This is a genomic window from Alloyangia pacifica, from assembly GCF_020524285.1.
Taxonomy (GTDB): Bacteria; Pseudomonadota; Alphaproteobacteria; order Rhodobacterales; family Rhodobacteraceae; genus Salipiger; species Salipiger pacificus_B.
This window is the reverse complement of record NZ_JAIVKX010000004.1, coordinates 208,765-235,709: the sequence shown is the minus strand read 5'-3', so window position 1 is coordinate 235,709 and position 26,945 is coordinate 208,765. Positions and strand designations below refer to the sequence as shown.

The 26,945-nt window shown below is 68.6% G+C and carries 22 protein-coding genes and 1 tRNA gene; 16 read left to right on the top strand and 7 right to left on the bottom strand.

What is annotated here, in order from left to right:
- Positions 1 to 27 precede the first annotated feature (27 nt).
- From LC039_RS07450 to recN, 14 genes are all read left to right on the top strand, one after another.
- The gene (locus LC039_RS07450) at positions 28 to 336 is read left to right on the top strand and encodes a hypothetical protein (RefSeq protein ID WP_226622777.1); all 309 of its coding nucleotides are present in this window, start codon (positions 28 to 30) and stop codon (positions 334 to 336) included.
- A 222-nt stretch (positions 337 to 558) separates the two neighbouring features.
- Positions 559 to 1,725, top strand: a complete 1,167-nt coding sequence (locus LC039_RS07445; RefSeq protein ID WP_226623210.1) for a putative peptidoglycan glycosyltransferase FtsW — start codon at positions 559 to 561, stop codon at positions 1,723 to 1,725.
- 154 nt (positions 1,726 to 1,879) lie between these two features.
- Positions 1,880 to 3,085, top strand: coding sequence for a UDP-N-acetylglucosamine--N-acetylmuramyl-(pentapeptide) pyrophosphoryl-undecaprenol N-acetylglucosamine transferase (locus LC039_RS07440; protein ID WP_226622775.1), 1,206 nt, complete (start codon positions 1,880 to 1,882; stop codon positions 3,083 to 3,085).
- Positions 3,086 to 3,117: 32 nt separating this feature from the next.
- The gene (gene murC, locus LC039_RS07435; protein WP_226623209.1) at positions 3,118 to 4,515 is read left to right on the top strand and encodes a UDP-N-acetylmuramate--L-alanine ligase; all 1,398 of its coding nucleotides are present in this window, start codon (positions 3,118 to 3,120) and stop codon (positions 4,513 to 4,515) included.
- A 13-nt stretch (positions 4,516 to 4,528) separates the two neighbouring features.
- On the top strand, positions 4,529 to 4,756 hold the full coding sequence (locus LC039_RS07430; protein WP_226622773.1) for a hypothetical protein: 228 nt from the start codon (positions 4,529 to 4,531) through the stop codon (positions 4,754 to 4,756).
- 123 nt (positions 4,757 to 4,879) lie between these two features.
- Positions 4,880 to 5,125, top strand: a complete 246-nt coding sequence (locus LC039_RS07425; RefSeq protein ID WP_226622771.1) for a DUF2484 family protein — start codon at positions 4,880 to 4,882, stop codon at positions 5,123 to 5,125.
- Positions 5,126 to 5,176: 51 nt separating this feature from the next.
- Complete coding sequence (murB, locus tag LC039_RS07420) at positions 5,177 to 6,106, top strand: UDP-N-acetylmuramate dehydrogenase (protein ID WP_226622769.1); 930 nt, start codon at positions 5,177 to 5,179, stop codon at positions 6,104 to 6,106.
- 207 nt (positions 6,107 to 6,313) lie between these two features.
- The gene (locus LC039_RS07415; protein ID WP_226622767.1) at positions 6,314 to 7,228 is read left to right on the top strand and encodes a D-alanine--D-alanine ligase; all 915 of its coding nucleotides are present in this window, start codon (positions 6,314 to 6,316) and stop codon (positions 7,226 to 7,228) included.
- Positions 7,216 to 8,136 (top strand): cell division protein FtsQ/DivIB, encoded by a 921-nt coding sequence (locus LC039_RS07410; RefSeq protein ID WP_226622766.1) that lies wholly within the window; start codon positions 7,216 to 7,218, stop codon positions 8,134 to 8,136. The genes LC039_RS07415 and LC039_RS07410 overlap by 13 nt, the downstream gene beginning before the upstream one ends.
- A complete protein-coding gene (gene ftsA, locus LC039_RS07405) occupies positions 8,136 to 9,467 on the top strand; it encodes a cell division protein FtsA (protein ID WP_226622764.1) in 1,332 nt (443 codons plus the stop codon). Before LC039_RS07410 ends, ftsA begins: the two co-directional genes overlap by 1 nt.
- A gap of 382 nt (positions 9,468 to 9,849) precedes the next feature.
- The gene (gene ftsZ / locus LC039_RS07400) at positions 9,850 to 11,529 is read left to right on the top strand and encodes a cell division protein FtsZ (protein WP_226622762.1); all 1,680 of its coding nucleotides are present in this window, start codon (positions 9,850 to 9,852) and stop codon (positions 11,527 to 11,529) included.
- Between the two features lie 266 nt (positions 11,530 to 11,795).
- The gene (gene lpxC / locus LC039_RS07395; protein WP_226623208.1) at positions 11,796 to 12,716 is read left to right on the top strand and encodes a UDP-3-O-acyl-N-acetylglucosamine deacetylase; all 921 of its coding nucleotides are present in this window, start codon (positions 11,796 to 11,798) and stop codon (positions 12,714 to 12,716) included.
- A 113-nt stretch (positions 12,717 to 12,829) separates the two neighbouring features.
- Positions 12,830 to 13,684, top strand: coding sequence for an outer membrane protein assembly factor BamD (locus LC039_RS07390; RefSeq protein ID WP_226622761.1), 855 nt, complete (start codon positions 12,830 to 12,832; stop codon positions 13,682 to 13,684).
- Positions 13,685 to 13,711: 27 nt separating this feature from the next.
- Complete coding sequence (gene recN / locus LC039_RS07385; protein WP_226622759.1) at positions 13,712 to 15,364, top strand: DNA repair protein RecN; 1,653 nt, start codon at positions 13,712 to 13,714, stop codon at positions 15,362 to 15,364.
- A 218-nt stretch (positions 15,365 to 15,582) separates the two neighbouring features.
- Here recN and LC039_RS07380 read toward each other — a convergent pair whose 3' ends face one another.
- On the bottom strand, positions 15,583 to 18,663 hold the full coding sequence (locus LC039_RS07380) for a valine--tRNA ligase (RefSeq protein WP_226622757.1): 3,081 nt from the start codon (positions 18,661 to 18,663) through the stop codon (positions 15,583 to 15,585).
- Positions 18,664 to 19,453: 790 nt separating this feature from the next.
- Entirely contained in the window at positions 19,454 to 19,657 is a 204-nt protein-coding gene (locus LC039_RS07375) for a DUF1127 domain-containing protein (protein WP_226622751.1), read from the bottom strand.
- 247 nt (positions 19,658 to 19,904) lie between these two features.
- On the opposite strand from LC039_RS07375, the gene LC039_RS07370 reads away from it, so the two are divergent.
- Positions 19,905 to 20,969 carry an Mrp/NBP35 family ATP-binding protein gene (locus LC039_RS07370; RefSeq protein ID WP_226622750.1) on the top strand — a complete coding sequence of 355 codons (1,065 nt, stop codon included), beginning with the start codon at positions 19,905 to 19,907 and terminating at the stop codon, positions 20,967 to 20,969.
- Positions 20,970 to 21,137: 168 nt separating this feature from the next.
- On the opposite strand, the gene LC039_RS07365 is transcribed toward LC039_RS07370, so the two are convergent.
- Genes LC039_RS07365 through LC039_RS07350 form a run of 4 tightly spaced genes read right to left on the bottom strand, consistent with a single transcriptional unit; the run spans position 21,138 to position 25,048 of the window.
- Positions 21,138 to 22,256: a DNA polymerase III subunit delta' gene (locus LC039_RS07365; RefSeq protein WP_226622748.1), complete on the bottom strand. Its 1,119-nt coding sequence runs from the start codon at positions 22,254 to 22,256 to the stop codon at positions 21,138 to 21,140.
- Positions 22,253 to 22,915 (bottom strand): dTMP kinase, encoded by a 663-nt coding sequence (tmk, locus tag LC039_RS07360; protein WP_226622741.1) that lies wholly within the window; start codon positions 22,913 to 22,915, stop codon positions 22,253 to 22,255. The genes LC039_RS07365 and tmk overlap by 4 nt, the downstream gene beginning before the upstream one ends.
- The gene (locus LC039_RS07355) at positions 22,912 to 24,114 is read right to left on the bottom strand and encodes a D-alanyl-D-alanine carboxypeptidase family protein (RefSeq protein ID WP_226622739.1); all 1,203 of its coding nucleotides are present in this window, start codon (positions 24,112 to 24,114) and stop codon (positions 22,912 to 22,914) included. The genes tmk and LC039_RS07355 overlap by 4 nt, the downstream gene beginning before the upstream one ends.
- A 25-nt stretch (positions 24,115 to 24,139) precedes the next feature.
- The gene (locus LC039_RS07350) at positions 24,140 to 25,048 is read right to left on the bottom strand and encodes an SPOR domain-containing protein (protein ID WP_226622738.1); all 909 of its coding nucleotides are present in this window, start codon (positions 25,046 to 25,048) and stop codon (positions 24,140 to 24,142) included.
- A gap of 366 nt (positions 25,049 to 25,414) precedes the next feature.
- Between LC039_RS07350 and LC039_RS07345 the strand changes: the two genes are divergently transcribed.
- Positions 25,415 to 25,504, top strand: a tRNA-Ser gene (locus LC039_RS07345).
- 60 nt (positions 25,505 to 25,564) lie between these two features.
- Here the strand turns inward: LC039_RS07345 and LC039_RS07340 are convergent.
- Positions 25,565 to 26,944 carry a hypothetical protein gene (locus tag LC039_RS07340; RefSeq protein ID WP_226622736.1) on the bottom strand — a complete coding sequence of 460 codons (1,380 nt, stop codon included), beginning with the start codon at positions 26,942 to 26,944 and terminating at the stop codon, positions 25,565 to 25,567.
- Position 26,945: the final 1 nt, after the last annotated feature.

The window sequence follows — 26,945 nt, the reverse complement described above, 5'->3', positions numbered from 1 at the left end:
TTCGGCGCAACCATAAGGAATGCATTCATGGAAGGTATTGCAGCACTCATTGTTCAGGCAATTGCAGGGATGGTCGGCGGGGGCGTCGCGGGGCAGGTGGTCAAGACCGTCGGCATGGCGGTGCTTCCGAAGCTTCTGTCGGGCGCGGTCGGCGGCATCCTCGGCGGCTCGGCGATCGGCGCGCTTCTCGGCGGCGGCGATCCGACGGCGGCGGCCGATGCGGCCACCGCCGCGGGCGGCATGGATATCGGTGCCCTGATCGGGCAGCTTCTTGGCGGCGCGGCCGGGGGCGGCGTGCTGACCGCGATCGTCGGCCAGTTCCTCGGCAAGAAGTGAGCCCCCGGGAGCGGGCGCAGCCGCTGCCCGCTCTCGACGTCGCAAGGGGCGTCAGGCCTTGGGCCGCACGGTCGTCAGATGGCCTGCCGCGCCGGCGTGCACCTGCGGCGGACGCGCGGGGAGGCCGCCGCCGTGACCCTTCCCAAAAGGCACCGCAGGTGCTAGCCTCTGCCGCAAGACCCGGGAAAACCCGGGCTATCAGGCAAATTGAGCGGTATTCCCATGACGGAAATGGTCTACGGCGCGGTCTCCGTGCGCGATGGCGAACCTGTCCTGCCCAAATGGTGGCGGACGGTGGACAGGTGGTCGCTGTCCTGCGTGCTGATGCTCTTCGGGGTCGGCATCCTGCTGGGGCTCGCGGCCTCGCCGCCGCTGGCCGAGCGCAACGGCTTCGCGCCCTTCCACTACGTGCAGCGGCAGGCCTTCTTCGGTGGGCTGGCGCTGACCGCGATGTTCCTGACCTCGATGATGACCCCGGTGATGGTGCGCCGCGCGGCGGTGATCGGCTTTGCCTTCGCCTTCGCCTCGCTGCTGGCGCTGCCCGTCCTGGGGACCGACTTCGGCAAGGGCGCGGTGCGCTGGTACTCGCTGGGCTTTGCCTCGGTGCAGCCCTCGGAGTTCCTCAAGCCGGTCTTCGCCGTGGTCGCCGCATGGCTGATGGCTGCGAGCCAGGAGATCGGCGGCCCGCCGGGCAAGAGCTGGTCCTTCGGCCTGACCTGCGCCATCGTCATCACCCTCGCGCTGCAGCCCGACTTCGGGCAGGCCTGCCTCGTGCTCTTCGGCTGGGGCGTGATGTGGTTCGTCGGCGGCGCGCCGATGGTCCTGCTGCTCGGCCTTGCCGGGCTGGTGGTCCTGGGCGGCACCTTTGCCTACAACAACTCCGAGCATTTCGCCCGCCGCATCGACGGCTTCCTGACGCCCGACGTCGACCCCACCACCCAGCTCGGCTACGCCACCAACGCCATCCGCGAGGGCGGCTTCTTCGGCGTCGGCGTTGGCGAGGGGCAGGTGAAATGGTCGCTGCCGGACGCCCATACCGACTTCATCATCGCCGTCGCCGCCGAGGAATACGGGCTGGTGCTGGTCATGGTGATCATCGCGCTCTACGCCACGGTGGTGGTGCGCTCGATGCTGCGGCTGATGCGCGAGCGCGATCCCTTCATCCGTCTCGCCGGGACCGGCCTTGCCGCGATGTTCGGCGTGCAGGCGATGATCAACATGGGCGTCGCCGTGCGCCTGCTGCCCGCCAAGGGCATGACGCTGCCCTTCGTCAGCTACGGCGGCTCGTCGCTGATCGCGGGCGGCATTGCCGTCGGCATGCTGCTGGCCTTCACCCGCACTCGCCCGCAGGGCGAGATCGGCGAGATCCTGCGCGCAAGGATGCGCTGATCCGGGGCCCGGGATGCGGCGCTTTCGCGCCGTGCCCGGCTGCGTTAGACGGGCGCGAAACCGTGTCAGCGCGCCCGGGTCACGAGACGAGTCGGTGCGGTGATGAATTGAGGCAGCGGGGCACAAGACCCCGCGCAGGAACGAGGTCGAGCACATGGCGCAACACGGCGGGCCGGACCAAGGCAAGCAGCCCCTTCTGGTCATCGCGGCGGGCGGCACCGGCGGGCACATGTTTCCGGCGCAGGCGCTGGCCGAGATCATGCTGCGCCGCGGCTGGCGGGTGAAGCTCTCGACCGATGCCCGCGGGGCGCGCTACACCGGCGGCTTTCCGCATTCCACCGAGATCGAAGAGGTCTCCTCGGCCACCTTCGCGCGGGGCGGCATCGTCTCCAAGGCGATGGTGCCGCTGCGCATCGTGAAGGGCGTGCTGTCCATGGCCCGGCGCTTCCGCCGCGACCGTCCGAACGTGGTGGTGGGCTTCGGCGGCTACCCGTCGATCCCGGCGCTTGGCGCGGCGCGGCTGCTGAAGCTGCCCTCGATGATCCACGAGCAGAACGGCGTGCTGGGCAAGGTGAACGAGAAATTCGCCCGCAAGGTCGATGCCGTGGCCTGCGGCACCTGGCCGACGCGCCTGCCCGAAGGGGTCGAGGGCATCCCTGTCGGCAACCCGGTGCGCAACGCCGTGCGCGAGCGGGCGGGGGCGGGCTACATCCCGCCGGGCGACTACCCGATGTCGCTGCTGGTGATCGGCGGCTCGCAGGGCGCGCGCATCCTGTCGGACGTGGTGCCGCCCGCCATCGAACGCCTGCCGATGGAGATCCTGCGCCACCTGCGGATCAGCCACCAGGCGCGCGACGAGGACGGCGAGCGGGTGGCGAAGTTCTACTACGAGCACGGCATCGATGCCGAGGTGCAGCCCTTCTTCAACGACGTGCCCGCGCGCATGTCCGAGGCGCAGCTGGTGATCTCGCGCTCGGGCGCGTCCTCGGTGGCCGATATCTCGGTGATCGGGCGGCCCTCGATCCTGATCCCCTACGCGGCCGCGCTTGCGGATCACCAGACGGTCAATGCGCAGGGGCTGGTCGATGCCGGCGCCGCGATCCGCATTCCGGAAAGCAAGCTCTCGGTCGAGGCGATGACCGAGGCGATGATGGCGGTGCTCTGCAACCCCGAGGGCGCTGCGCAAATGTCGCGCGCGGCGCTGTCGATCTCGCATCCTGACGCCGCGCTCGGTCTGGCGCAGATGGTCGAGGAACTGGCAGGGTTCGGATCCGAGGATACATACGAAGAAGAGCCGGATGCCTATTACTCCGGCGAAGAAAAAGAGCAGGCGTATGAGCAGGAGACGGGGCAGAGATGAAAGATGAGAAATTCACCGAGGAAGGCGCGCGCATGAGCCCGGCGACCAAGCTACCGGGCGATGTCGGCCCGATCCACTTCGTCGGCATCGGCGGCATCGGCATGTCGGGCATCGCCGAGGTGCTGCTCAACCACGGCTACGCGGTGCAGGGGTCGGACCTCAAGTGCTCCAAGATCACCGAGCGCCTGGTTTCGCTGGGCGCGGTGGTCTTCGAGGGCCAGCGCGCCGAGAACCTCGAGAACGCGCAGGTGGTGGTGATCTCCTCGGCGATCAAGCCGGGCAACCCCGAGCTCGACGAGGCGCGGCGGCGCGGCCTGCCGGTGGTCCGCCGGGCCGAGATGCTGGCCGAGCTGATGCGGCTCAAGTCGAACATCGCGGTGGCGGGCACCCACGGCAAGACCACGACCACCACCATGGTCGCGACGCTTCTGGATGCCGGGGATCTCGATCCCACGGTGATCAACGGCGGCATCATCCACGCCTACGGTTCGAACGCCCGCGTCGGTCTCGGCGAGTGGATGGTGGTCGAGGCCGACGAGAGCGACGGCACCTTCAACCGCCTGCCGGCGACCATCGCCATCGTCACCAACATCGATCCCGAGCACATGGAGCACTGGGGTTCGATCGAGAAGCTGCGCGACGGCTTCTACCAGTTCGTCTCGAACATTCCCTTCTACGGCGTCGCCGTCTGCTGCACCGACCACCCCGAGGTGCAGGCGCTGGTGGGCCGGGTGACCGACCGCCGGGTGATCACCTACGGGTTCAACGCCCAGGCCGACGTGCGCGCGGTCAACCTGCGCTATGAAAAGGGCGTGGCGCATTTCGACGTCGCCTTCCAGGCCGAGGACACGGTGATCGAGGGCTGCACCCTGCCGATGCCCGGCGATCACAACGTCTCGAACGCGCTCTCGGCCATCGCCATCGCGCATCACCTTGGCATGACCGCCGACGAGATCCGCGCGGCGCTGGCGGGCTTCGGTGGCGTCAACCGCCGCTTCACCCGCGTCGGCGAGGTGAACGGGGTGACGATCATCGACGACTACGGCCACCATCCGGTGGAGATCGCTGCGGTGCTGAAGGCGGCGCGGCAGGCCTCGGAAGGCCGGGTGATCGCGGTGCACCAGCCGCACCGCTACTCGCGGCTTCACACGCTGTTCGACGATTTCTGCACCTGCTTCAACGAGGCCGACGTGGTCGCCATCGCCGAGGTCTACGCCGCGGGCGAGGAGCCGATCGAGGGCGCGAGCCGCGACGATCTCGTCGCCGGGCTGATCCGTCACGGCCACCGCCACGCCCGCGCGATCCTCTCCGAGGACGATCTCGAGCGGCTGGTGCGCGAGCAGGCGCGTCCGGGTGACATGGTGGTCTGCCTCGGCGCGGGGACGATCTCGGCCTGGGCCAACAATCTGCCCGCGCGGCTGGAGACGTGAGTCGGGGCTGGCCATGAGCGTGCTCTGGGCCATCGCGGGCGTGATCGTCCTGCTCTCGGCGGTGGCGGTGCTGGGGATCCTGCGCCGCCTCGTCTTCTTCTTCGCGCTGGCTTTCTTCGCGGGGCTGGCGCTGCAGATCCATCACGACCCCTCGGGCAGCGCGGCGCTCATCGCCAGCACCGGGGGAGGGCTGCTGGTGGCCTGGCCGGTGCGGCGCTTCCTCACCGGGATGCTGATCTGAGGTGACGCGGGTCAGCGCTCGCCGAGCGATTTCGTTTTGGGGCCGGGCGGTCACTCAACGCGCGGCTAGCTTGCGACTTGCCCATACCTGCGCCACTCTGGCCCGAGCTGCCGGAGTTGCCGCATGACCCTATCGCTCTTTCTCGCCTGTCTCTGGCTGGTGCTGGCCAATGTGCTGGCGATGATCCCCTCGCGTGACAATCACTGGAGCCGCGCTTACGTGCTGATCGCGCTCGGCCTGCCGCTGCTTGGCTGGGTGTGGTGGCAGAACGGCCCCTGGGTGGCGCTGCTGGTGCTGATCGCCGGGGCGAGCGTGCTGCGCTGGCCGGTGCTCTACCTTCTGCGCTGGCTGCGCGGGCGCGTATCCTGATCCTGTCGCGGGGCCTTTACCCGCGCCGCGGAACGCGTCAGAACGCTGCACATGATTGACCAGCTCCCTCCCGTCCGGGGCCGCCTGACCGAAGGCCGCCCGCTTTCCGAACTCACCTGGCTGCGCGTCGGCGGGCCCGCCGAGGTGCTGTTCCAGCCCGCCGATCTGCAGGATCTGCAGGATTTCCTCGCCGCGCTGCCGGCGGAGGTGCCGGTCTTTCCGATGGGCGTCGGCTCGAATCTGATCGTGCGCGACGGCGGCATGCGCGGGGTGGTGATCCGCATGGGGCGCGGCTTCAATGGCATCGAGACCGAAGGCACCCGCGTCACCGCAGGCTGCGCGGCGCTTGACGCGCATGTGGCGAGGCGCGCGGCGCAGGCTGGGGTGGACCTGACCTTCCTGCGTACGATTCCCGGCTCGATCGGCGGGGCGGTGCGGATGAACGCGGGATGCTACGGCACCTATGTCGCCGATCACCTGGTCGAGGTGCGCGTGGTGACCCGGCACGGTGCGCTGCTGACCCTGCCGGCCGCCGAGCTGAAGCTGCAGTACCGTCAGTCCGAGCTGCCCGAGGGCGCGGTGGTCGTCGAAGCGGTCTTCGAGGGGCCGCAGGGCGATCCCGAAGAGCTCGCGGCGCGGATGGACGCGCAGCTGAAAAAGCGCGACGAAACCCAGCCGACGAAGGACCGCACCGCGGGCTCGACCTTCCGCAACCCGGCGGGATTCAGCTCGACCGGGCGCGCGGACGACACGCATGACCTGAAGGCCTGGAAGGTGATCGACGAGGCCGGAATGCGCGGCGCCACGCGGGGCGGGGCGCAGATGAGCCCGATGCATTCCAACTTCCTGGTGAACACCGGTGAGGCAAGTGCCGCCGATCTTGAAGGTCTCGGCGAGGAAGTTCGAAAAAGGGTTTTCCAACACAGTGGTTTGCAGCTACAGTGGGAAATCATGCGGGTCGGCGATCCGCTTGAAAACTGAGGGCGTTACACGCCCCAACGATAAAAGCAGCACCCCCAGGCAGGGTGCGATGAACGAGGCGGCAGTCTTCCCAGAATCAACTCAGGGTCGCGCGCCGTGGTGAATCAGGTTCGCGCGCCGAATTGAGCGGCACGCGGGCGGCTGACCGGGGCAAACCCCGGCGGCAGGCATGGCGGGCATGGCCCGCGCAACGAGGCGGTTTTGGGGATGTCGAGCAGGGCAGCTCCCAAAGTGGCGGTATTGATGGGCGGACCTTCGGCTGAGCGCGAGGTCTCGCTGAGTTCCGGTCGGGAATGTGCCGCCGCTTTGCGGAATGAGGGATTTGAGGTGATCGAACTGGACGCGGGGCCGGACCTGGCCGTGCGGCTTGCGGACCTGTCTCCCGACGTTGTTTTCAACGCACTTCACGGCCGCTGGGGCGAGGATGGCTGCGTGCAGGGCCTGCTCGAGTGGATGCGGCTTCCCTACACCCATTCCGGCGTTCTGGCCTCGGCCGTCGCCATGGACAAGGAGCGCTCCAAGCAGGTCTACCGCGCGGCCGGGCTGCCGGTGGTCGACAGCGTCCTGGCGTCCAAGTCCGAGGTGGCCGCCAGCCACATGCTGCCGCCGCCCTACGTGGTGAAACCCTACAACGAGGGCAGCTCGGTCGGCGTCTACCTGGTGATGGATGGGGCCAACCAGCCGCCGCAGCTTTCTGACGAGATGCCCGAGACGGTGATGGTCGAGACCTATGCGCCGGGCCGCGAGTTGACCACGACGGTGCTCGGTGACCGTGCGCTCACCGTGACCGACATCCTCACCGACGGCTGGTACGATTACGACGCCAAATACAAGGCGGGCGGATCGCGCCACGTGGTGCCCGCGGAGATTCCGCAGGACATCTTCGACGCCTGCCTCGACTACGCGCTGCGCGCCCATCGCGCGCTCGGGTGCCGTGGCCTGAGCCGGACCGATTTCCGCTGGGACGAGAGCCGCGGCCTTGACGGGCTGGTGCTGCTCGAGACCAACACCCAGCCCGGTATGACGCCGACCTCGCTGGCGCCCGAGCAGGCGCAGGCCTGCGGCATGGAGTTCGGCGCGCTCTGCCGCTGGATGGTGGAGGATGCCTCATGCGACAGGTAGGCGCCGCGCCGACACGCGCACCGCAGGGCCAGGGCGCGCGTGCCCAGGTCTTCCGCTCCGATCCCGCGCCCTCGCGGCTGAAGTACCGGCTCGAGCGGCTCATGCTGACGCCGCTCTTCCGCTTCTCGCTGCGCTTCGGTCTACCCTTCCTGATCGGTGTCGGCGGCGCGAGCTGGTATTTCGCCATCGACAGCAACCGCGAGGCGTTCTTCGGCGCGGTCAACTCGATCCGGGATCAGATCGAGAGCCGCCCGGAGTTCCGCGTCGACCTCATGGCCATCGACGGCGCCAGCGACGGCGTTGCCGAGGACGTTCGCGAGATCCTGTCGCTCGACTTCCCGCTCAGCTCCTTCGACCTCGATCTCGACGAGATGCGCGGCATCGTTGCGGGCCTCGACGCGGTGAAGTCGGCCAGCCTGCGGATCAAGCAGGGCGGGGTGCTCGAGGTGTCCATCGTCGAGCGCGTGCCGGTGGTGCTCTGGCGCGGGCTGCGCGGCCTGGAGCTGCTGGACGATAGCGGCGTGCTGGTCGGTCCGGCGGGCACGCGGGCGGCGCATGTCGATCTGCCGGTCATCGCCGGGGCCGGGGCCGAGAGCCGCGTGCCCGAGGCGCTGGAGCTCTTCGCGGCCGCGGCGCCGATGGCCGCGCGGCTGCGCGGCCTGGAGCGCATCGGCAATCGCCGCTGGGACGTGGTCCTGGACGGCGGGCAACGCATCATGCTGCCCGAGGAGGGCGCCGTGCAGGCGCTCGAACGGGCGATGGCGATGGATGGCGCGGTCGACATGCTGTCGCGCGACATCGCGGCGGTGGACCTGCGGCTGGCGCAGCGTCCGACACTGCGGCTGCACGATGCGGCGGCACAGGAATACTGGCGGATCAAGTCCATCGAGACCGGGGAAACACGATAATGTTCGAGCTTTACGAGTCCCAGCGCGCGATGCGCAACATGCGCAAGGCGGCGATGCAGCGCGGTGTCGTTGCGGTGCTGGATGTGGGCAGCTCGAAGATCGCCTGCCTGGTGCTCCGCTTCGACGGCACCGAGCGCGGCACCGATAGCGGCGTCGGCTCGCTGGCCGGGCAGGCCGGCTTCCGGGTCATCGGCGCCGCCACCACCCGCTCGCGCGGGGTGCGCTTCGGCGAGATCGCCGCGATGACCGAGACCGAGCGCGCGATCCGCACCGCGGTGCAGGCGGCGCAGAAGATGGCGGGCATCCGGGTCGACCACGTGCTGGCCTGTTTCTCCGGCGCCGAGCCGCGCAGCTACGGGCTCGACGGCCAGGTCAGCATCGACGGCAGCATGGTGACCGAGCAGGACGTGGCGCGGGTGCTCTCCGCCTGCGACGTGCCCGACGTCGGCCATGGCCGCGAGGTATTGCACGCGCAGCCAGTGAACTTCGCGCTGGACCACCGCTCGGGCCTCAGCGATCCGCGCGGGCAGATCGGCCGCGAGCTGACCTGCGACATGCACATGCTGACGGTGAACGCCCAGGCGATCCAGAACCTCGCGCATTGCGTCAAGCGCTGCGACCTCGAACTCGCGGGCATTGCCAGCTCGGCCTACGTGTCCGGCGTGGCGGCGCTGGTCGAGGACGAGCAGGAGCTGGGCGCGGCCTGCATCGACATGGGGGGCGGCGCCACCGGCGTGTCGATCTTCATGAAGAAGCACATGATCTACGGCGACGCGGTGCCGATGGGCGGCGATCACGTCACCGGCGACATCTCCATGGGGCTGCAGATCCCCATGGCCATGGCCGAGCGCATCAAGACCTTCTACGGCGGCGTCGTGGCCACCGGCATGGACGACCGCGAGATGATCGAGATCTCCGGCGACACCGGCGACTGGCACCACGACCGGCGGCAGGTAAGCCGCGCCGAACTGATCGGCATCATGCGCCCGCGGGTGGAGGAGATCCTCGAGGAAGTCCGCGCCTGCCTCGACGCGGCCGGCTTCGAGCACCTGCCGAGCCAGCAGATCGTGCTGACCGGCGCCGCGAGCCAGATTCCCGGCCTCGACGGGCTGGCGAGCCGCATCCTCGGCAGCCAGGTCCGGCTGGGCCGACCGATGCGCGTGCACGGGCTGCCGCAGGCTGTGACCGGGCCGGGCTTTGCCTCGGCGGTCGGCATGTGCCTCTTCGCGGCGCATCCGCAGGACGAATGGTGGGACTTCGAGATCCCGATCGAACGCTATTCCTCGCGCTCGATCATGAAGGCAGTGAAGTGGTTCCGCGACAACTGGTGAAGGCTTGGCCCGGCCGCAGATAACCCCGTGTTCACGAAGAGTTCGGGGTGACGGGGCCGGGGCGATTTGAGTATGAATAGGCAGTCCCGCACGGAAGATGCGGGCAGTGGAGAGGCGAGCAGGCATCTCCGGACATAGATGAAGAGATTCGCGTGCGGCTTCTGCGGGGCAGGGGGCGCCACGGGTCGTTTTGTGCTACCGGCGGCGCAATGCGCAAGACTTGGTGGAAACGGGCGAAATCTCGCGCGGATAGTCAATCCGCAAGCCATATTTCGTGGTGGATCTGTGTTTTTTACGTGACCGAGCCCTAGTATCTCGGTAATAATTAACCCAAGGCGCAGGACAGGCGCGAAACAAGTCATAACGACAGGCGGAACATCACATGGCACTCAATCTCTCGATGCCCGGACAGGAAGAGCTGAAGCCCCGGATCACCGTATTCGGCGTCGGCGGAGCCGGTGGCAACGCAGTCAACAACATGATCACCAAGCAGCTCGAAGGCGTGGACTTCGTGGTTGCCAACACCGATGCGCAGGCTCTGCAGCAGAGCCTCTCCACCGCCAAGGTCCAGCTTGGCGTGAAGGTGACCGAAGGTCTCGGCGCGGGCGCCCGCCCGTCGGTCGGCTCGGCCGCCGCAGAGGAGAGCATCGAGCAGATCGTCGATCACCTCGCAGGCGCGCACATGTGCTTCATCACCGCCGGCATGGGCGGCGGCACCGGCACCGGCGCGGCCCCGATCATCGCGCAGGCCGCGCGTGAGCTCGGCGTGCTGACCGTCGGCGTGGTGACCAAGCCCTTCCAGTTCGAAGGCGCCAAGCGCATGCGCCAGGCGGAAGAGGGCGTCGAGCACCTGCAGAAGGTGGTCGACACGCTGATCATCATCCCGAACCAGAACCTGTTCCGTCTGGCCAACGAGAAGACCACCTTCACCGAGGCCTTCTCGCTTGCCGACGACGTGCTCTACCAGGGCGTCAAGGGCGTGACCGACCTGATGGTCCGCCCGGGCCTGATCAACCTCGACTTCGCCGACGTCCGCGCCGTGATGGACGAGATGGGCAAGGCGATGATGGGCACCGGCGAGGCGGACGGCGAAGACCGCGCCATCCAGGCCGCGGAGAAGGCGATTGCCAACCCGCTGCTCGACGAAATCAGCCTCAAGGGCGCCAAGGGCGTGCTCATCAACATCACCGGTGGCCACGATCTCACCCTGTTCGAACTGGACGAGGCGGCCAACCGCATCCGCGAGGAGGTCGACGCGGACGCCAACATCATCGTCGGCTCGACCCTCGACGACACGATGGAAGGCCGGATGCGCGTTTCGGTCGTCGCGACCGGCATCGACGCCTCGGCCTCGCACGGCGAAATCCCCGTGCCGCGCCGCCCGCTGGCGCAGCCGCTGACCCAGCCGGAAGAGCAGGCCGTCGAGGCTGCACCGCAGCCCGCCGCGGCGCCGCAGCCGGTGGCCGCACAGGTCGCGCCGCAGCAGGCTCCGGCCGCCGCTCAGCCGCAGTACGAAGAGGAAGAACCCTCGCTCTTCGGCGGCATGTCCGCTGGCCAGCAGGGCTACGAGGAAGAGGCGGCCGAGACCGACGACGGCCTGCCGCCGCCCGCCTACCGCCCGCAGCCGGCACAGCGCCAGGCCGAGGCCGCGCCGCTCGACGCCGCGCCCGAGAGCTTCGTTGCCCCGCGCGCGCCCGGCCAGCCTTCGGCGGATACGATGAAGCGCCTGCATGCCGCTGCCGCCCGCAACAACCGCCCGGGCCAGCCCGCCGCGGGGGCGCGTCCGCAGCAGCCGGCCGCCCCGCAGCGCGCGCCGGAAGGTGAGAAGCCGCGCTTCGGGATCAACTCGCTGATCAACCGCATGACCGGCCACCACGGTCACGAGCAGCAGGCACAGCCCGCGGCACCCGCCGCTCCGGCGGCGCCGCAGCAGCCGCAGGCCCGCCGCCAGCCGCCGATGCAGGCGCAGCGCCCGGCAGCGGCTCCCGCGCCGGCCCCGGAAGAGGCACCCGAGCAGGACCGGATCGAGATCCCGGCCTTCCTGCGCCGCCAGGCAAACTGACACAAATCGCCCGCGCGGCCTCGCGCGGGTGCACGATCTGCGTCACTTGAGCAAAAACACCCTCTCGGAAGAGAGGGTGTTTTTCTTTGTAAAGCAGTTAGTTGGAGGTTCTCTTGAGCGGCCCGGCACGCATCCGCCCATTAGGAAACCTGCATGTTTCATTTCGTTGCAATACTTGATTTGAGAACTGGCCCCCCTGTGAGTATCTCCCTGACAACAAAGGACGCGCGCCATGAGGAGGGGCGCTCCAGACAAAGGTGACCAAAGTGCAAACGACGATCCGCAGTGCAGTGAGCTTCCAGGGCGTGGGCCTTCATTCCGGCGCGCCTGTCCGGATGACCATTCGCCCGGCTGCCGCCGAGCACGGCATCTGGTTCAAGCGCACGGACATCGAAATCGGCGACGCCCTCGTTCCCGCCCGCTTTGACGCGGTCGAGATCTCGCCGCTCTGCACCCTCATCAAGAACCGCGCCGGCGTCTCCGTCTCGACCATCGAGCACGTGATGGCCGCGCTTGCCGGCTGCGGCATCCACAACGCGCTGATCGAGATCGACGGCCCCGAGGTTCCGATCGTCGACGGCTCGGCCGCGCCTTTCGTCCGCGCGATCCTCGCCCGCGGAGTGCGCGAACTGCGCGCCCCTGTCCGCGCCATCGAAGTGCTGAAGACCATCGAGGTCGAAACCCCCGGTGGCTGGGCCCGTCTCTCGCCGGGGCAGGGTACCACGATGGAGTTCCACATCGATTTCGCCGATGCCGCCATCGGCTCCCAGGACAAGGCGATCAACCTCGCCAACGGCAGCTTCGTGCGCGAACTCTGCGACAGTCGCACCTTCTGCCGCCAGGCCGACGTCGACGCGATGCAGGCCAACGGCAAGGCGCTCGGCGGCACCTATGAGAACGCGGTTGTCGTCGATGGCGACAAGATCCTCTCGCCGGGTGGCCTGCGCCACGCCGACGAGGCCGTGCGCCACAAGATGCTCGACGCCCTGGGTGACCTCTACACCGCCGGCGCGCCGATCATCGGCCACTACACCGGCTTCAAGGCCGGCCACGCGATCACCAACAAGCTGCTGCATGCGCTGTTCACCACGCCGGATGCGTTCCGCCTGACGGTGTGCGATGCGCAGATGGCTGCGCGCCTGCCCGGAGCCGGTGTCGAACGGGATGAGATCCCCGCGGTTGCGTGACAGCGGCCCCGCGCTCAAATCGCCGTTAAGGCGTTTTGCCCCGGAAATTTCTGTGCTAGGACCGAGCCAAGGCCCCGGAGGGGGCTTGGCAAGGAATGTGAGGTAAGTCGGGCATGGCAGGCGGCAGATCGCGAAATGCAGTGATCGGGGCGGCTTTCTCCGCGATTCTTCTGGCAGGCTGCGGAGCGCAGGAACTGCCCGGAACCGGCCCAGGCGGGGTTCCGATCGAGAATTACACGGCCGAGCAGATCTTCGAGCGCGGCGAGTTCGAAATGGAGCGCAGCGACGCCGAGCGCGCCGCCTTCTATTTCGGCGAGGTGGAGCGTCTCTACCCCTATTCGGACTGGGCCAAGCGTGCGCTGATCATGCAGGCCTACAGCTACCACCGGGCGAAGGATTACGAGAATTCGCGCTCGGCGGCACAGCGCTACATCGACTTCTATCCCAGCGACGAAGATGCCGCCTACGCGCAGTATCTTCTGGCGCTGTCGTATTATGACCAGATCGAGGAAGTCGGCCGCGACCAGGGGCTGACATTCCAGGCGCTGCAGGCGTTGCGCACGGTCATCGAACGCTACCCCGACAGCGAATACGCGCGCAGCTCGATCCTCAAGTTCGATCTCGCCTTCGACCACCTCGCGGCGAAGGAAATGGAGATCGGGCGCTACTATCTCAAGCGCGAGAATTACGGCGCCGCGATCAGCCGCTTCCGTGTCGTGGTCGAGGACTTCCAGACCACCACGCACACCGCCGAGGCGCTGCACCGGCTGGTCGAGGCCTATCTCTCGCTGGGGCTGGTGGAAGAGGCGCAGAGCGCCGGGGCGATCCTGGGGTACAACTACCGCGGCACGCAATGGTACGAGGACAGCTACAAGCTGCTCACCGGCCGCGGGCTGGAACTGGAAGCCGCGGGCGACAGCTGGCTGGCCCAGGTGTACCGCCAGATGATCAAGGGCCAGTGGATCTGAGGGAGAGCGGCTCGCCCGCCTGAATGGATGCTCCGAGCGCTTGAAATCCGAGATCTGCTGATTATCGACCGGCTGGACCTGAACTTCCAGCCGGGCCTCAACGTGCTCACCGGCGAGACCGGCGCGGGCAAGTCGATCCTGCTCGACAGCCTCGGATTCGTACTCGGCTGGCGCGGCCGCGCCGAACTGGTGCGCGCCGGCGCCGCGCAGGGCGAGGTCACCGCCGTTTTCGAATTGTCGCCGGGCCATGCCGCGCGCGCGGTTCTGGAGGACGTTGGGCTGCCGGTGTCGGATGAGCTGATCCTGCGCCGGGTGAACACGGCCGACGGCCGCAAGACCGCTTGGATCAACGACCGCCGCGCCAGCGGCGAGGTGCTGCGCCGCCTGTCGGAGACACTCGTGGAACTGCACGGGCAGCACGACGACCGAGGTCTGCTGAACCCCTCGGGCCACCGCGACATCCTCGACGCCTACGCGGCGCTGACCGCGGAACTCGCGACCGCCCGCGCGGCCTGGGCCGACCAGCGTAGCGCCCGCAAGCGCCTGTCGGAGGCCGAGACGGCGCTCGAGGCCGTGCGCGCCGAGGAGGACTTCCTGCGCCACGCCGTGGCCGAGCTGGACAAGCTCGCTCCCGAGGCCGGGGAAGAGGCCGAGCTCGACCAGAAGCGCCGCATGATGCAGGCCGCCGAGCGCATTCGCGCCGACATCGCCCGCGCCGGTCACACGCTGGGCAACGACGGGGCAGAGGGCGCCATGGCCGATGCGCTGCGCTGGCTCGAGGGCGCCTCGGACGGCGCCGAAGGGCGTCTGGACGCGGCGATCTCTGCGCTGACCCGCGCCATGGCCGAGCTCGACGAGGCCGCGCGCGAGGTCGAGGACACGCTGGACGCCCTCGACTTCGATCCCCGTGCACTGGAAGACACCGAGGAGCGGCTCTTTGCCATCCGCGGCCTTGCCCGCAAGCACAACGTGCTGCCCGATGAGCTGGCGCCGCTGCGCGAGACGCTCTCGGCCCGGCTTTCGGCGCTGGACCATTCCGCCGAAGAACTGGAGGCGCTGAACGCCGAGGTGCGCCGCACCGAGAAAGCTTATGACGCCGCCGCGACCGCGCTGACCGCTGCGCGTAGCGAGGCCGCCGCGCGGCTCGACACCGCCGTCGCCGCCGAACTGGCGCCGTTGAAGATGGAACGCGCCGTCTTCCGCACCGAGATCACCGGGGCGCCCGAAGGCCCCGAGGGGCGCGACGCCGTGGCCTTCACCGTCGCCACCAACCCCGGCGCGCCGTCCGGGCCGCTCAACAAGATCGCCTCGGGCGGCGAGCTGTCTCGGTTCCTTCTGGCGCTCAAGGTCTGCCTGTCGGAAGAACAGGGCGGTGAGGTGACGATGATCTTCGACGAGATCGACCGGGGCGTTGGCGGCGCGACCGCCGCCGCCGTGGGCCGCCGCCTCGCGGCGCTGGCCGAGGGCGGGCAGGTGCTGGTCGTTACCCATTCGCCGCAGGTGGCGGCGCTCGGTGCGCATCACTGGCGCGTGGCGAAACGGGTGGAGAACGATATCACCCTGTCGTCGGTCACGCCGCTCGGCGAGGACGAGCGCGAGGACGAGATCGCGCGCATGCTGGCGGGCGACACGGTCACCCCCGAGGCGCGGGCGGCGGCGCGGGCGCTCCTGGTCGGCTGAGGCGCGGGCGGTCCCCTCGGCATTTTGCGTATTTGAGAAGAGAAGAAGGGGCTGGCGCGGCGCGCCTTCCCGCTCTTCCCTTGTGCGCTTCTTCTCTTTCCAAATACGCATGGCCCACCGTCTGCCACCCGCGCCGCGCCGGGGAGAGGCGCCCGCAATGAAAAAGGCCCGCCCGGAGCGTCTCCGGGCGGGCCTTCGTGTTCAGGCGTCTCGGGGCGTCAGCCCAGCTCTGCGAGCCGTGCCAGCGCTTCCTTGAGCTTCGCCTCTTCCTCTTCGCGTGCGGCGAGGTTGTCGCGGGTCTCCTGGACCACCTCTTCCGGCGCGCTCTCGGCGAACTTCGGGTTCTTCAGACGGCCGCGCAACCCGCCGAGTTCCTTGGCGAGCTTCTGCAGGGCCTTCTCGAGCCGGGCCTTTTCCTCGGCGACGTCGATGATCCCCGCCAGCGGCAGGCCAAAGGTGCCACCGCTCAGCGCCAGCGCCGCGGTGCCCTTGGGCATTTCCTCGACCTCGGTCAGGCCCTCGATCCGCGCGTAGCGTTTCACGAAGGCTTCGTTGGTCTCGTAGGCGGCCTTCGCGTCGGGCGTCATGCCCTTGACCACGCAGGGCACGTAGGCGCCGGCGGGCACGTGCATCTGCGCACGGGCCGAGCGGATCGCCTCGATCATCCGGATCACCCAGTTCAGCTCGGCGTCGGCCTGCGGATCGACCATCTCGGCGGCGCTGTACTCCGGCCAGTCGGCGTGGATCAGCATCTTGGGACGTTCGCGCTGCGCCCAGAGCTCTTCGGTGACGAAGGGCATGATCGGGTGCAGCAGGATCAGGCACTGGTCGAAGGCCCAGGCGTAAGTGGCGCGGGTCTCGGCCTTGGCGGCCTCGTCCTCGCCGTGGAACACCGGCTTGGTGAACTCGAGGTACCAGTCGCAGAAGGTGCCCCAGACGAAGGCATAGAGCGCCTGCGCCGCGTCGTTGAAACGGTAGTCAGCCAGCGCTGCGTCCACCGTCTCGCGGGTCTTGGCGACCTCGCCCTTGATCCAGCGGTTGAGGGGCAGGGTGGTCTCGGGCACGGCATCCGCATGGGACAGCTCGAACACGCCGTTCATCTGCGCGTAGGAGGCGGCGTTCCACAGCTTGGTGCCGAAGTTGCGGTAGCCGGCGATACGCTGCATGTCGAGCTTCAGCACGCCGCCGAGCGAGGCCATGGCGGCATTGGTGAAGCGCAGCGCATCGGCACCGTACTCGTCGATGATCTCCAGCGGGTCTACGACGTTGCCGAGCGACTTCGACATCTTCTTGCCCTTGGCGTCGCGCACAAGGCCATGCAGGTAGACGTCCTTGAAGGGGATCTCGTCCACCACGGCGAGCTGCATCATCATCATCCGGGCGACCCAGAAGAACAGGATGTCCTGCCCGGTGACCAGCACGTCGGTCGGGAAGTACTTCTTCAGCTCCGGCGTCTGCTCGGGCCAGCCCAGCGTGCCGATCGGCCAGAGGCCCGACGAGAACCAGGTGTCGAGCACGTCGGGGTCGCGGAAGACCGGGATCGCCTGCGGGCGGCGGCGCTGGTCGACACCGGTGAAATCGGTGCCCTGCTGCAGCAGCGCGGCGAGATGGTCCTCGGCGGCGGCGGCATCCTCGACGATCAGGAACTCGGCGTCCTCGCCGAAGACCGCCTTCATCTGCTCGATGGCCTCGCCTTCCGAGGCGGCGCAGAACGAGCGCCACTCGTCGCCCATGCCCGGGGTGTGCCAGACCGGGATCTGGTGGCCCCACCACAGCTGGCGCGAGATGCACCAGGGCTCGATGTTCTCGAGCCAGTGGTAATAGGTCTTCTCGCCGCTCTCGGGCATGATCCGCACGCGGCCCTCGCGCACGGCGTCGAGCGCCGGGCCGACGATCTGCGCGGTGTCGACGAACCACTGGTCGGTGAGCATCGGCTCGATCACCACCTTCGAGCGGTCGCCGAAGGGCTGCATGATGGGCTTGGCCTCGACCAGCGGCACCCATTGTTCCGGTTCGTCCAGCGCCTCGCCGCCTTCCTCGGGGGCGGGCGGCGCCTTGGCCGCCGCCTTGCCGAGGCGCGGGTCGGTGGCCTCGGTCATCACCGCGAGACCCTCGGCGGTGATCTCGGCGATCACCGCTTCACGCGCCGCGAAACGGTCGAGGCCGCGCAGGTGGTCGGGCACGAGGTTGAGCTTGTCGGCCTCGTGCTCGTCGAGCGTCAGCTCGCCGCGGGCAACCTGCTGGGCGATCTCGGCGGCTTCGGCGTAGGGATGACCATCCTCGCGCATGGTGGCGCGGGTGTCCATCAGGCGGTAGCAGGGGATGCCGCCGCGCTTGGCCACGCCGTAGTCGTTGAAGTCGTGCGCGCCGGTGATCTTCACCGCGCCCGAGCCGAAGGTCGGATCGGGGTATTCATCGGTGATGATCGGGATCAGGCGGCGGTGCTCCTTCGGGCCCACGGGGATCTCGCAGAGCTTGCCGACGATCGGCGCGTAGCGCTCATCCGAGGGGTGCACCGCGACCGCGCCGTCACCGAGCATGGTCTCGGGGCGGGTGGTGGCGATGGAGATGTAGTCCCGCTCCTCGGAGAAGAGCACGTTGCCGTCCTCGTCCTTCTCGACGTAGGTGTAGGTCTCGCCGCCGGCGAGCGGGTACTTGAAGTGCCACATGTGGCCCGGCACCTCGATGTTCTCGACCTCGAGGTCAGAGATCGCGGTCTCGAAATGCGGGTCCCAGTTCACCAGCCGCTTGCCGCGGTAGATCAGGCCCTTCTCGTACATGTCGACGAAGACCTTGATCACCGCGTCGTGGAAGTTGCCCTCCTCGCCCGCGGGGGCACCCTCGGCCCCCGACATGGTGAAGGCGTTGCGCGACCAGTCGCAGGAGGCGCCGAGGCGCTTGAGCTGGTTGATGATCGTGCCGCCGGACTGCTGCTTCCATTCCCAGACCTTCTCGAGGAAGGCCTCGCGGCCCATCTCGCGACGGGTGGCATTGTTCTTGTCCTTGGCCAGTTCGCGCTCGACGACCATCTGCGTGGCGATGCCCGCGTGGTCCTGCCCCGGCTGCCAGAGCGTGTCGAAGCCGCGCATCCGGTGCCAGCGCACGAGGATGTCTTGCAGCGTATTGTTGAACGCGTGGCCCATGTGCAGCGAGCCGGTCACGTTCGGCGGCGGGATCATGATGCAGAAGCTCTCGTCGCGCGAGGCATTGGCCCCGGCCTTGAAGGCTCCGCTGTCTTCCCACGCCTTGTAGATGCGCGCCTCGGCCTCGGCCGCGTTGAAGGTCTTTTCCATCGCCATGGCTGCGTTCCCATGCCTGCTTTGTGCTGTTGTCCGGACCCTCCTACCGAAAGGCTCGGCAAAGGGAAAGCGCCGCTTGCGCAGGGGAGGCTTCACGGGGCGGGCTTTGCGAGGGGACGCAGCGAGGCTGATGGCTGGAAAAGAAAAACGGCGGTGCCAGGGAGGAGGAGAGGCACCGCCGTTCCGTGTCACGAAAGCCCGAGGAGGAGGAGAAGAAGGGCTTCCGATCCGGTCGGGCCCGAGGGAGGCCCTATGTAGGGTGCGGCGATCTCAGGGAGGAGGAGAGAGATCGCCGCTGCATCGACGCCCCAGGGAGGAGGAGAGGGGCTCCGAAGCTTCTGGAGGCACCTGAATTCTGTGCCCCGGTATCTGGCGCGGCGGTCTCAGGGAGGAGGAGAGAGACCGCCGCTGCATCGTTGCCCCAGGGAGGAGGAGAGGGGCTCCGAAACTTTGGGGCGACCTCCTGGAGGAAGCCCCGGTATCTGGTGCGGCGGTCTCAGGGAGGAGGAGAGAGACCGCCGCTGCATCGTTGCCCCAGGGAGGAGGAGAGGGGCTCCGAAGCTCTGGGGGCGACCTCTTGGAGGAGGCCCCGGTATTTGGTGCGGCGATCTCAGGGAGGAGGAGAGAGATCGCCGCTGTATCGATGCCCCAGGGAGGAGGAGAGGGGCTGTCGATGTCTGGACCTTGCGGCCCGTGTCTTTGTGGCGGTGACCTCAGGGAGGAGGAGAGAGGTCACCGCCTTAACGAACCGGCTCAGGGAGGAGGAGAGAGCCGGGACGTGTTCGAAATCTTATGCCTCGTAGGCGGCCTGGTAGGCGATCCGGCGGATCATCGAGCGGTGCAGCCCGAGGTCGCTCAGTTCGCGGTTGCTCAGCGATGCGAGCTCGCCGAAGGTCTGCTTGTACAGGCGGCGGCGTGCGAGGGCAGTGCGGAAGCGCTCGACGAATCCTTCGGAGCGGCCTGCGATGCGGGTGGTGTCGGTTGCGTATGCCATGTGCGTCTGTGCCCGTCTGGCTGGATGGTTGCGTCTGTCTTTCGTTGACCCATAGATGGGCCAGTTGCTGCGGGTGCACAATCCCGGGAGGGTTCAATGCCGCTATGCGGAAAATGCATGGGGAAAACCCCTTTGGATTGCGCGTTCTCGGGGGCTTATGCACAAGATTTAGGCGCACCGTGTCTGCGGTTTGCGCGGGGCGCAAGATGACGCAAGGGCACCATGCGTCCAGGGAAAGGAAGTAACCATGACCCAATTGTCCGACGCTATCACGAAGCTGCTCGAGAGCTTCGATCTGCCCGGTGGAGGCACCCTGATCTCGCGCGATATGATTCGAGCGATGCGTGTCGACGGCGGCAAGGTGAGCTTCGTGATCGAGGCGCCGAGCCCCGAGATCGCCCGCCAGATGGATGGCTTCCGCGCGGTGGTCGAGGCGAAGGTGGCCGAACTGCCGGGGGTGGAGAGTGCCGCGGTCGTGCTCTCGGCCCCGACCCAGTCGCCGAAGGCGCCCTCGCTGAAGCTCGGCGGCCACGCCAAGCCGCAGCAGGGGCGGATGATCCCGCCGGGGGTGAAGAAGCTCATTGCCATCGGCTCGGGCAAGGGCGGGGTCGGCAAGTCGACGGTCTCGTCGAACCTCGCGGTCGCGCTCGCGCGCGCGGGCAAGAAGGTCGGCCTGCTCGATGCCGACATCCACGGCCCGTCGCAGCCGCGTATGTTCGGTGTCTCGAAACGGCCGGCCAGCCCCGACGGCAAGACCATCATCCCGCTCGAGGCGCATGGCGTCACGCTCATGTCGATCGGCGTCATGCTGCCCGAGGACAAGGCGGTGGTCTGGCGCGGGCCGATGCTGATGGGCGCGCTGCAGCAGATGCTGATGCAGGTGGAATGGGGCGAGCTCGACGTGCTGCTGATCGACCTGCCGCCGGGCACCGGGGACGTGCAGCTCTCGCTCGGCCAGAAATCCGAGGTGGATGGCGCCATCGTGGTCTCCACGCCGCAGGACGTGGCGCTGATCGACGCGAAGAAGGCGCTCGACGCCTTCGCCACGCTGAACGTGCCGGTGCTGGGGATGATCGAGAACATGTCGGTCTTCGTCTGCCCGGACTGCGGGCGCGAGAGCCATATCTTCGGCCAGGGCGGCGTCGCGGCCGAGGCGGCGCGGCTGAACCTGCCGGTGCTGGCGCAGCTGCCGATCGACCTCGAGACCCGCCTCGCCGGCGACAGCGGCGCGCCGGTGGCGCTGGGAGAGGGCGTGATGGCGCAGGCCTACGCCAAGCTGGCGCAGGAACTGATCGCCCAGGGTGCGGTCTGAGCCGCGCTTCCATTCTTAGTGACGAAGATGAGGGGAGGGCGCGCCGCGCCCTTCTTCTCTTTCCAAATACGCCGAGGGAGTCCGCGTCAGCGGGCGGGGGCAGCGCCCCCACTCTCGGGACATATGTGAGCGTGCCACGTTGGGGCGAAGCCCCTCACGCCGCAGGCGTCAGCCCGCCTTGCGCATCTGCAGCAGCAGATCGAGCACCAGCGCCGCCGGGTCGACGTTCACCGCCCGTGCGTGGCGGGCGCGCTCCCCGGCATCCTGCGCCAGCTGCGCCCAGGCCCGCCCGGCGGCGGGATGGGGGGCGAGGCGTTGCAGCACCTCGGCCTCCTGCGGCGCCGCCTCGGCGCGGGGCGCCATGCCGGTGACCCCGGCGCGGGCAAGCCGCGCCATGAGCCGGTCGGTCAGCGTCAGCATCAGGTCGAGCCGCGCTTCGCGGCCCTTGCCGGCGGTGCTTTCGCCAAGTGCGATGGCGCGCGGCCGGTCGAGCCGGGGCAGGGTGCCGGCCAGCGACACCAGATCGGCATAGAGCTTCAGCCCGTCGAGGTTCAGCAGCCGCAGCGCCTCGCCCACCGAGCCGGCGGAAAGCTCGGCCAGCGCCGCGGCCTCCTGCGGCGCCACCTGCGCCCCGGCCTGGTCGAGCGCGCGGGCCATGGCCTCGGGCTCCAGCGGTGAGAGCCGCAGCTCGCGGCAGCGCGAGCGGATCGTCGGCAGCAGGCGCGAGGGCTGGTGGCTGACCATCAGCAGCACGGTGTTCGCGGGCGGCTCCTCGAGCAGCTTGAGGATGGCGTTGGCGGCGTTGGGGTTCATCTCGTCGGCGCTGTCGATGATCACGACGCGCCGTCCGCCATCGGCCGAGGACAGCGAGAAGAAGCGTTTCAGCGCGCGCACCTCTTCCACGGTGATGACGGAGCGCAGCTTCTTGGTCTTGGCATCCCAGCCCCGGCGCAGCAGGTGCAATCGCGGCTCCGAGAGCGCGTGCACGCGATGCGCCACCGGATGTTCGGGGTCGATGCGCAGGTCGGTGGGCGGGGGCGGCGCGCCGAAGAGCCCGCCGTCGTCCTCGGGGGTGGCGAGCAGGAAGCGCGCGATGGTCCAGGCAAGCGTCGCCTTGCCGAGCCCGCGCGGCCCGGTGATCAGCCAGCCGTGGTGCAGGCGCCCCGAATTGAAGGCCGAGAGGAGATCCTCCTGCGCGCGGTCCTGACCATAGATGGTGAAGGTCTCGCGCGGGTGCGGGGCGCCTTCGATCCGGTCGGCCTCGGGGATGTCCTCCTCGGCACTCATGCCGGGCTCCGCGCGTCGAGCCGGGCGTCCAGTTGGGCACGGATGTCGGCGGCCACCTCGTCCTGCGGGCGGTTGCCGTCGATCACGATGAAGCGCTCGGGGAATTCCTCGGCCAGCGCGAGATAGCCCGCGCGCATCCGCTCCTGCAGCGCGACGCCGAAATCCTCGAAGCGTTCCTCTTCGGTGGCGCGGGCCTTGGCGCGGGCGAGGCCGGCCGCCGGGTCCATGTCGATGAGGAACGTCAGGTCGGGCTCGGTGCCGATCATCAACGCGTGCAGCGCGTCGACCTTGTCGCGCAGATCGCCGCGCGACAGCCCCTGGTACATGCGGCTGCTGTCGGCGAAGCGGTCGCAGATCACCATCTTGCCCTCCGCGAGGGCGGGGCAGATCAGCCGCTCGAGATGGTCGCGGCGGGCAGCTGTGAACAGAAGCAGTTCCGTCTCGGCAGACCAGCGGTCGGGGTCGCCCTGCAGCACCAGCGCGCGGATCTCCTCGGCCCCCGGCGAGCCGCCGGGCTCGCGGGTGAGCACCGCCTGCCGCCCTTCGGCGCGCAGGTCGGCGTGCAGCCGCCGCGCCTGCGTGGATTTGCCGGAGCCGTCGATGCCTTCGAAGCTGACGAAGAGGCCTTTCGCCCCCGCCTGGCCTGCCGCTTGCGTCACATGGCCTCCGCGGAGGTCGCAGCGGGGGTCTGCAGGCGTCCGATCAGGTTGGTGCTGACCACCATCATGCGCTTGACGAAGCCGCCCGAGGGCACGTCCTCGGCGGCAAACAGCGGCACGCGGTGCTCGGGCAGGCCCTCGGGCGTGATGATCAGTTCGGCGAGCTGCTGCCCGGCGGTGATCGGCGCCTGCAGCGGGCCGGTGTAGACCACCTCGGCGCCAAGCTCGGTGCCCGGGGTCACCGGGATCAGCATCTCGATGTCGTCGCGGGCCACGAGACCGACGGTCTCCTTGTTGCCGAGGAAGACCTCGGCGCGGGCGACTTCCTTGCCCTTCTCGACCAGCTTGCGCTCGGCGAACTGGCGGAAGGCCCAGTTGACGATGGCTTCGCTCTCCTCGGCGCGGGCGCGTTCGCTGTCGAGCCCGGCGATGGCGAAGATCACCCGGCGGTCGCCCTGCTTGGCGGAGCCGACGAGGCCGTAGCCTGCCTCGGATGTGTGCCCGGTCTTCAGCCCGTCGGCGCCGATGTCGAGGCGCAGCAGCGGGTTGCGGTTGTTGACGTTCTGCGGCGCGCGGCCGTCGAACTCGAAGCGGCGCTCCGAGAAGATCGGGTAGAACTCGGGGAAGTCCTCGATGATGTGCCGGGCCAGCAGCGTCAGGTCGCGCATCGACATCACGTGGCCCTGCGCCGGCCAGCCGGAGGCATTGGCGAAGCTCGAGCTGGTCATGCCGAGCTGCTGCGCGCGGCGGGTCATCAGGTCGGCGAAGCCGGCCTCGGTGCCGTTGGGCGAGAGCGCCTCGGCGATCACCGCGCAGGCGTCGTTGCCGGATAGCACGATGATGCCGCGCAGCAGATCCTCGACCTTCACCCGGTCGGTGGTGTCGAGGAACATGGTCGAACCGCCGTAGGACATGGCGTGTTCGGAGACGGGCAGGGTCTCGTCGAGCTTGAGGCGGCCGTCACGGATCGCCTCGAAGGCCATGTAGAGCGTCATCAGCTTCGACATGGAGGCGGGCGGCACGGCCTTGTCGGCGTCCTTGGCCATCAGCACGGTGCCGGTGGTGTAGTCCAGCACGAAGGCGGTGCGGGCGCTGGTGTCGAAGGCCTGTGCCCCGCCGGCGAGCATCGCGGCGGTGGCCGCGCCGGCCAGCAGGCGGCGCAGGGTGAGGCTCGAAAGGGGGCTCTTCAGGCGGCGCATGGGCGGCTCCTCTCTGTGGATCCGGTCAGTTCTTGACGGCGTAGGCATCGGAGAAGCCGGTGCCCTTGATCTTGCTCAGCAGCGCGTCGAGCTCGGCCTTGTCGGAAGCGGGGCCGACAAGCACCCGCCAGAAGGTCTTGCCCGAGCTGCTCTGCTTCTTGACGGTCGGCACCATGCCGGCCTGGCGCATCGCGGTGGCGGTGTTCTCGGCGTTCTGCTCGACGCTGAAGATGCCGATCTGCACGTAGGGGCGCGACAGGCTCGTCGCCTGCGTCGGACGCGGCGCGGGTGCGGGTGCCGGGGTCGCCGCTTCGGCGGAGGTTTCGGCAGAGGCCGCAGGCGCGGCCGGGGTGGCCGGCGCGGCCTCGATCGCCGCCGCGGCGGAGGCGGTCACCGGATCGAGCGCGCTTTCCTCGACCTCGGGCACGTTCGACAGCGTCTCGGCCTCGACCCCGGCGGGGCCGGTGCCCGCCTCGGGTTCGGCGGGGCCTTCCTCGCGGCGCAGCGCGACCACGTTGAGGTTCGACGGCTCGCCGGCCAGCATGCCGATGGCGGCGGCGGCATCGGAGGAGACCTGCAGGCGCGGGCCGGGGCTCATGCGCTCGCGGCGGAACAGCGCGCCGATGACGAACTGGCCGTTCTTCTCGTTGCGGATGATCACCCGTTCGGGCTCGCTGACGTCAGGATGCGCGACCCAGACACCGCCCAGAGACGGGCGTCCGTCCCAGAGACCGGCTTCTGTGGTCTGGAAGACCTCGGGGGCCTCGATGTCGCGCTCGACCGTGGCCGTCCCGCGCGAGACCTCTGCGCCGGAAGTCCCGGCATCGCCGCTGCTCTTCAGAAAGCCCGGCATCTGCGACTCGCTGCAGGCGCCGACGGCGAGCGTTGCCAGCATCGCCACCATTGCCCCACGTACGGCCCCATTCGCGTTCATGGGCCGCGTTTTCCTTGCTCTGGCCATAATGCCCCCTGCATTCCCGCCTGACCGGTGGCGTCTGTCGCGCCTTGCCGGATGTCCCTTCTTCCGGACGGCTTGCGCCCGGTCCTTGATCTGCGGGGCGCGCTCCTCTGCCGTGTCGCACTGGGGCGGGGCTTGCCGTGCCTGACCGGCCGCGGCGCATGGGCCTTGGCGGTCGGAGGGCTGCGCCACCGGCGCTGGAAAGTGGAGCGAAACGTCCCGGCTTTTTCGCGGATCGTAACGGGTGGCGTAGATCAAGAAAAGCCATCAAAGCCGTGATCGGCGGTTTTTCCCGGAAAGCCTGTTCTAGAATCGCGAGAAGCAGGCTAGGTCGGTCGAACCGGAGGTTTGGCAGAGTGGTCGAATGCGGCGGTCTTGAAAACCGTTGGGCGTGAGAGCGTCCCCAGGGTTCGAATCCCTGAGCCTCCGCCACGACCATCGCGCAGCTCCGCCACTGCCGACGCGCAGCCCCAAATCCCCGCTACCGCATGCTCAGGAATGCCAGCGCGCCATGTGCTCCGCCTGCCGATCCGTCATGCCATTGCGGAAGACCTGCTCGTAGTACTCTTCCTCGACGTGATGGGCCTGCAAGAAGATACCGGGGGCGTGGATGGCCTCGCAATGGGCCGGGAAGCGGCCGTGGGTGTCGTGGATGTAGCTGCAGATGTCGCGGCAACAGGCGATCACATCCGCCTCATATTCCGCCGCCTCCGACAGGTAGCGCGCGCCGAAATCGCCCTTGTAGATGCGCTCGAAAACGGCGGGATCCTTGTAGAGCCCGCCGGGGCCGAACTTGCCATCAACCACGGCGTCGACCGCCTCGGCCATCGAGGCGTAATTGGGCGGGCACTTGCACTTGATCAGCGCCTCGCCGTGGTGGCGCAGCCCGATGGCATGGCTGCGCACGTGTTTCATCGCGCTGACCGGCAGCGTGTGCCAGCGCAGCAGGTCCATGAACCGCCATTTCGGCGAGACGTAGTCGAAGCCGAGCATGGTGCCGAAGGTGCCGCGGAACTTGGGATCGCCCATCAGCACCGGCGGAGAGATCGCGCCGTGGATCCACGCGCCGAGCCCCAGCGCCTCGGTGACCAGGAAGAGGTTCTGCACCAGCAGGCTCGCCTCGATCTCGGTGCGCATCTGGTAGACCACGCCGAGCGGCAGCTTGATGTCCTTGTTGAGAAAGCCGTTCTTGATCCATTTTTTCGTGCCGGCGGGCCGGTAGAAGTTGCGGTCGTCGATCAGCGCGGGGCGGGCCTTTTCCGGCTGGGTGAGCAGGTACATCAGCCCGTTGATGTACTGGTGCGACAGGTCCACGACCGGGAAGAAGACGGTCGTGCCGGGGCGGTTCGACAGGAAGCGGTTGGAATCGAGATAGGCCGGAAAGTCGCGCATCCCGGAGGGCACGTCGATGCGGCGGTCGAGGATGCGGACCTTGGCAGCCTCGGCGCGGGCCAGCAGCAGCTCTTCCGACCACGGGTCGGTGCCGGGGTCCGGCGGCGGCAGGTGGCGGATGAAATAGGTGCCCTCGTCGTTGATCATGAAGAAATAGGTGCCCTGCGCATTGTCGGGGCTGCCGGCGGTGCGCCCCTCCATCACGAGGTTCGGCTTCGACATGATGGGATCGCCGGTCTGATCGTCCTGCCACGGGCGGTCGGGCATGGTGAGCCCGGTGGCCCCGGTGGCGGCGATGAGGATTGCCTCCTCGAGCTTGCTGAGCGGCAGGGGCTCGTTCTTTGAGCTGTAGGAGGCTGAGCCAGCCGGCACGCTGTAGCCGCGCGGCACCCGGCGCGTGCGGCGCGACCAGAGCACCCTGGCGAGCGGCTCCTGCAGGAAGGCCGCGAGGCCGGAGCGGGCGTGATCGTGATCCTTCATC

What these genes read in the sequence shown, in the direction of transcription:
- LC039_RS07410 (WP_226622766.1), top strand. Translation starts at nt 7,216, where the DNA reads ATGCGACAGGTAGGCGCCGCGCCGACACGCGCACCGCAGGGCCAGGGC.
- LC039_RS07340 (WP_226622736.1), bottom strand. Translation starts at nt 26,944, where the DNA reads ATGAAGGATCACGATCACGCCCGCTCCGGCCTCGCGGCCTTCCTGCAG.
- LC039_RS07430 (WP_226622773.1), top strand. Translation starts at nt 4,529, where the DNA reads ATGAGCGTGCTCTGGGCCATCGCGGGCGTGATCGTCCTGCTCTCGGCG.
- murC (WP_226623209.1), top strand. Translation starts at nt 3,118, where the DNA reads ATGAGCCCGGCGACCAAGCTACCGGGCGATGTCGGCCCGATCCACTTC.
- LC039_RS07390 (WP_226622761.1), top strand. Translation starts at nt 12,830, where the DNA reads ATGGCAGGCGGCAGATCGCGAAATGCAGTGATCGGGGCGGCTTTCTCC.
- LC039_RS07450 (WP_226622777.1), top strand. Translation starts at nt 28, where the DNA reads ATGGAAGGTATTGCAGCACTCATTGTTCAGGCAATTGCAGGGATGGTC.
- LC039_RS07355 (WP_226622739.1), bottom strand. Translation starts at nt 24,114, where the DNA reads ATGCGCCGCCTGAAGAGCCCCCTTTCGAGCCTCACCCTGCGCCGCCTG.
- LC039_RS07415 (WP_226622767.1), top strand. Translation starts at nt 6,314, where the DNA reads ATGTCGAGCAGGGCAGCTCCCAAAGTGGCGGTATTGATGGGCGGACCT.
- LC039_RS07365 (WP_226622748.1), bottom strand. Translation starts at nt 22,256, where the DNA reads ATGAGTGCCGAGGAGGACATCCCCGAGGCCGACCGGATCGAAGGCGCC.
- LC039_RS07445 (WP_226623210.1), top strand. Translation starts at nt 559, where the DNA reads ATGACGGAAATGGTCTACGGCGCGGTCTCCGTGCGCGATGGCGAACCT.
- murB (WP_226622769.1), top strand. Translation starts at nt 5,177, where the DNA reads ATGATTGACCAGCTCCCTCCCGTCCGGGGCCGCCTGACCGAAGGCCGC.
- recN (WP_226622759.1), top strand. Translation starts at nt 13,712, where the DNA reads ATGCTCCGAGCGCTTGAAATCCGAGATCTGCTGATTATCGACCGGCTG.
- LC039_RS07380 (WP_226622757.1), bottom strand. Translation starts at nt 18,663, where the DNA reads ATGGCGATGGAAAAGACCTTCAACGCGGCCGAGGCCGAGGCGCGCATC.
- LC039_RS07370 (WP_226622750.1), top strand. Translation starts at nt 19,905, where the DNA reads ATGACCCAATTGTCCGACGCTATCACGAAGCTGCTCGAGAGCTTCGAT.
- LC039_RS07350 (WP_226622738.1), bottom strand. Translation starts at nt 25,048, where the DNA reads ATGAACGCGAATGGGGCCGTACGTGGGGCAATGGTGGCGATGCTGGCA.
- LC039_RS07375 (WP_226622751.1), bottom strand. Translation starts at nt 19,657, where the DNA reads ATGGCATACGCAACCGACACCACCCGCATCGCAGGCCGCTCCGAAGGA.
- LC039_RS07425 (WP_226622771.1), top strand. Translation starts at nt 4,880, where the DNA reads ATGACCCTATCGCTCTTTCTCGCCTGTCTCTGGCTGGTGCTGGCCAAT.
- ftsA (WP_226622764.1), top strand. Translation starts at nt 8,136, where the DNA reads ATGTTCGAGCTTTACGAGTCCCAGCGCGCGATGCGCAACATGCGCAAG.
- ftsZ (WP_226622762.1), top strand. Translation starts at nt 9,850, where the DNA reads ATGGCACTCAATCTCTCGATGCCCGGACAGGAAGAGCTGAAGCCCCGG.
- LC039_RS07440 (WP_226622775.1), top strand. Translation starts at nt 1,880, where the DNA reads ATGGCGCAACACGGCGGGCCGGACCAAGGCAAGCAGCCCCTTCTGGTC.